General features: G+C 58.2%; 1 protein-coding gene. It reads left to right on the plus strand.

Features of this window, described 5'->3' with window-relative positions; all coding sequences use genetic code 11:
- Nucleotides 1-60: 60 nt before the first annotated feature.
- The coding region (locus AB6804_RS31890) for an IS30 family transposase (protein ID WP_370889841.1) at nt 61-809 on the plus strand (749 nt) is incomplete at its 3' end.

Consider the following 809-nt stretch of genomic DNA (forward strand, 5'->3'; position numbering starts at 1 on the left):
GGCGGATTCAACCGGTCGATGCAACACCTAAAATTTGCGTGAGCAGCGGAGGTGTTGCAAATGAAGCAGCGACCGAGAATCTATTACTCTGAGACCCAGAAAGCGCTGATGTGGGAGCGATGGCGGAAGGGCGATACGATTCATCAGATTGCCAACCTGTTCAATCGAGGCCATTCTTCGATTCAGGGGATACTATCGGAGACCGGCGGCATCCAGCCGCTGCAAAGGCACCGCGCGGCACGGGTATTGACGCTCGCTGAGCGCGAAGAGATTTCCCGCTCCCTGGTGTCCGGATTATCGATTCGGTCGATCGCAACCAGGCTGGGGCGCGCTGCTTCCACTATAAGTCGCGAGTTGCGGCGCAACGGGGGTAGCCGAGGCTATCGAGCGAGCCAGGCGGATGCGATCGCCTGGGAGCGGGCACGTCGGCCGAAGGTTGGCAAATTGGTGCAGAACCAGACGCTGGCGCGAGTTGTCGCTGCAAAGCTGAAGCTGCAGTGGTCCCCTGAGCAGATTGCTGGTTGGCTCAGACATGCGTATGCGGTCAACAAGGATTATCTGGTGTCGCACGAGACAATCTATCGGAGCCTCTATATCCAAGCTCGTGGTGCCCTGAAAAAGGAATTGCTTGAGCACTTGCGACGCTCTCGAACCATGCGCCGGTCTCGTCACCACACACTGAAGACTGAGGGCCGCACGAACATTCGCAACGCCGTATCGATCAGTGAACGCCCTGCTACGGCGGAGGATCGCGCAATACCCGGGCACTGGGAAGGCGACTTGTTGTATGGCAACGCTACGAGCCAGAT

The sequence above is a fragment of the Caballeronia sp. RCC_10 genome, assembly GCF_041360715.1.
Lineage (GTDB): Bacteria > Pseudomonadota > Gammaproteobacteria > Burkholderiales > Burkholderiaceae > Caballeronia > Caballeronia grimmiae.